The 3221-nt window shown below is 63.2% G+C and carries 3 protein-coding genes; all 3 read left to right on the top strand.

What is annotated here, in order from left to right; translation table 11 throughout:
• Positions 1–1057: flagellar basal body P-ring protein FlgI (locus B3873_RS02390; RefSeq protein WP_286863856.1), on the top strand; the 1057-nt coding region annotated here is incomplete at its 5' end.
• A gap of 46 nt (positions 1058–1103) precedes the next feature.
• On the top strand, positions 1104–2075 hold the full coding sequence (flgJ, locus tag B3873_RS02385; RefSeq protein ID WP_034331587.1) for a flagellar assembly peptidoglycan hydrolase FlgJ: 972 nt from the start codon (positions 1104–1106) through the stop codon (positions 2073–2075).
• A 145-nt stretch (positions 2076–2220) separates the two neighbouring features.
• Positions 2221–3221, top strand: a 1001-nt coding sequence (flgK, locus tag B3873_RS02380) for a flagellar hook-associated protein FlgK (protein WP_286863853.1), incomplete at its 3' end; no start/stop codon positions are given.

Below are 3221 nucleotides of genomic sequence, written 5' to 3'. Positions count from 1 at the left end.
GCCGGCCCACGCGGAGCGACTCAAGGACCTGGCCAGCATCCAGGGCGTGCGTCAGAACCAGCTGGTTGGCTATGGACTGGTCGTGGGCCTCGATGGCAGCGGTGACCAGACCACACAGACCCCCTTTACGGTGCAGAGCGTCATCAGCATGCTGCAGCAGTTGGGTGTGAACGTGCCTACCGGCACCAGCAGCAACATGCAGCTGAAGAACGTGGCGGCGGCGATGGTGACGGCTACTTTGCCGGCCTTCGCGCAGCCGGGCCAACTGATTGACGTGACCGTTTCTTCCATCGGCAATGCCAAGAGCATTCGCGGCGGCACGCTGCTGATGGCTCCCCTGAAGGGTGCGGACGGCCAGATCTATGCCATCGCCCAGGGCAACATCGTGGTCGGTGGTGCCGGTGGTTCGGCTGCCGGCAGCAGCACCGTCATCAACCAGCTGTCGGCAGGCCGCATCTCGGGCGGTGCGACCGTGGAACGGGCCGTACCCAGTTCCCTCGGCGGCGGCGACATGGTCATGCTGGAACTGAACGACAATGATTTCTCGACCGCCAGCCGGGTGGTCGATGCACTGAACAAGCGTTTTGGCAGTGATACCGCCGTGGCCCAGGATGGCCGCGTGATCCGGGTGCGCGCACCGATCTCCAGCGGCGACCGCGTGGCCTTCCTCGGCGCGCTCGAAAACGTCGATGTCACCCCCGGCAAGCTGGCCGCCAAGGTGATCCTGAATGCACGTACCGGCTCGGTGGTGATGAACCAGAGCGTGATGCTCGATACCTGCGCGGTCTCGCACGGCAACCTGTCGGTGGTGATCCAGGCCGACAATGCCGTCAGCCAGCCCAATGCCCTGGCCGGTGGCCAGACCGCGGGCGTGCAGAATGCCCAGGTCTCGATCAACAAGGAGCCGGGCAAGGTCATGCTGTTGAAGGGCGGGGCCTCGCTGTCCGATGTGGTCAAGGCGCTCAATGCCATCGGTGCCACGCCGCAGGACTTGCTGGCCATCCTGCAGGCCATGAAGGCGGCCGGTTCGCTGCGCGCAGAACTCGAAGTGATCTGACGCTCCGGACTGATCCGACACCCAACGCTTTCCACCAAGGTAATCCATGCTCAACAAGATCAACCCATCCAATCCGACCGAGGGACTTGCCGTCGATGCGAATGGGCTGAACGGCCTGCGTGAGGCTGCCAAGCAGAACACGCCGGAGTCCGTCAAGGGCGCAGCCAAGCAATTCGAGGCGCTGTTCCTGAACATGGTGATGAAGAGCATGCGGGATGCCACCCCGCAGAACGGCCCGTTCGACAACGAACAGACCAAGATGTTTACCTCCATGCTGGACCAGCAGTTGAGCCAGAGCCTGGCCCAGCGCGGCGTGGGCCTGGCTGACGTGCTGACGCGCCAGCTCTCGGCTTCGCTGCCCAAGAAACTGCCGGACGCGCAAGACCTGGAGGGCAATCCCTTGCCGGGCGAAGAGGGCCTGCCGATGGGCATTCCGCTGGTCAAGGACATGAGCGATGCCGACCGCGCCAAGTTCATCCAGAGCTTCGCCAGCCAGCAGGCGGCGGAGAGTACGGACCAGGATGGCCGCAACAAGCAGCGCCGCAATTCCAACAAGCCGGCCCACGTCGAAGCCTTCCAGAACCGCCTGCAGGCCGACGCCGAAATGGCCAGCAAGATGACCGGCATTCCGGCCAAGTTCATGCTGGCGCAGGCCGCGCTGGAGACCGGCTGGGGCAAGAAGGAAATCGTCACGCGCGATGGCCGCTCGGCGCACAACCTGTTCGGCATCAAGGCCACCGGCAACTGGACCGGCAAGGTGGTCGAGGCCACCACCATCGAATACATCAACGGCAAACCGCAGAAGCGAGTGGAGAAATTCCGCGCCTATGATTCCTATGCGGATGCCTTCAAGGATTACGCCAACTTGCTGCGCAGCAATCCGCGCTACGAGAAGGTACTGGCCAGCGCCCAGGATGCCCACGGCTTCGCCTATGGGCTGCAGCGCGCCGGCTATGCGACCGATCCGCACTATGCGGAGAAGCTTTCGCGCATCATCCGCCAGTCGCTCTCGGCCTGATTTTTCAGCGCCGCAGGGCGTGTCCGGGCGGCAAGCTCATCGGTTCCGGCCGGAAACAAATTTGGCCCGGACCCTCTAAAGTTTTGGTCAATCCTGCCGTTGACTTGGTTATTCCGCTAAAAGCTTTCAGGGACGACAACCTAGCATGGCAACTAACATCTTCAGTATCGGGCAAAGCGCGTTGCAGGCGGCCATGGCGGCGCAGGCCACCACCAGCCACAACATCTCCAACGCCACCACTCCCGGCTACAACCGCCAGGAAGTCGTGCAGAGCTCGGCCGGCGGCATCAATTACGGTTACGGTTTCGTCGGGCAGGGCACCCAGGTCACCGAGATCAAGCGCATCTACAACGACTTCCTGACCAAGCAGGCGCTGGCCTCGCAGAGTTCGGCCAGTTCGCTGGATTCGTACTACTCCCAGATCTCGCAGATCAACAACATGGTGGCCGACACCAAGGCCGGCCTGTCGCCCGCGCTGCAGGATTTCTTTGCGGCAGTCCAGAACCTGGCCTCCAACCCGAATACCCAGGCTTCGCGCCAGTCGGTGCTGTCGCAGGCGTCGACCCTGGTGGCGCGCGTCTCCAGCATCAATGACCAGCTGGCCCAGAGCAGCGCCAGCGTCAACAGCCAGATCACCTCCACGGTGACCAGCATCAATTCCTATGCCCAGCAGATCGCCAAGCTGAACCAGGCGATCGTCAATGCCAACGGCACCGGTGGCGGCCAGCCGCCCAACGATCTGCTGGACCAGCGCGACCAGCTGGTGTCCGAGCTGAACAAGTATGTCAAGATCACCACCGTGCCGCAGGATACCGGCGCGGTGAGCGTGTTCATCGGCACCGGCCAGGCGCTGGTGACGGGTGACCAGATCACCCAGATGGTGGTGACCAATTCGCCTACCGACGTCTCGCGTCTGCAGATCGGCCAGGTCACTGCGGGCGGCGGCACGGTCACGATTCCCGACAGCTTCTTCTATGACGGCGGCAGCCTGGGCGGTCTGCTCAAGTACCGCACGGAAACGCTGGATCCGACCCAAAACGCGTTGGGCCGCATCGCCATCGCCATGGGCACGGCCTTCAACCAGCAGCAGCAGTTGGGCCTGGACCAGAACGGCAATGCCGGCACGGCCATGTTCAACGTCAGCTC

This window comes from Herbaspirillum sp. UBA812 (assembly GCF_002296545.1).
GTDB classification, from domain to species: Bacteria; Pseudomonadota; Gammaproteobacteria; order Burkholderiales; family Burkholderiaceae_D; genus Herbaspirillum; species Herbaspirillum huttiense.
Note: the sequence above shows the minus strand (reverse complement) of the source record. Positions and strands in the feature narration are given on the sequence as shown.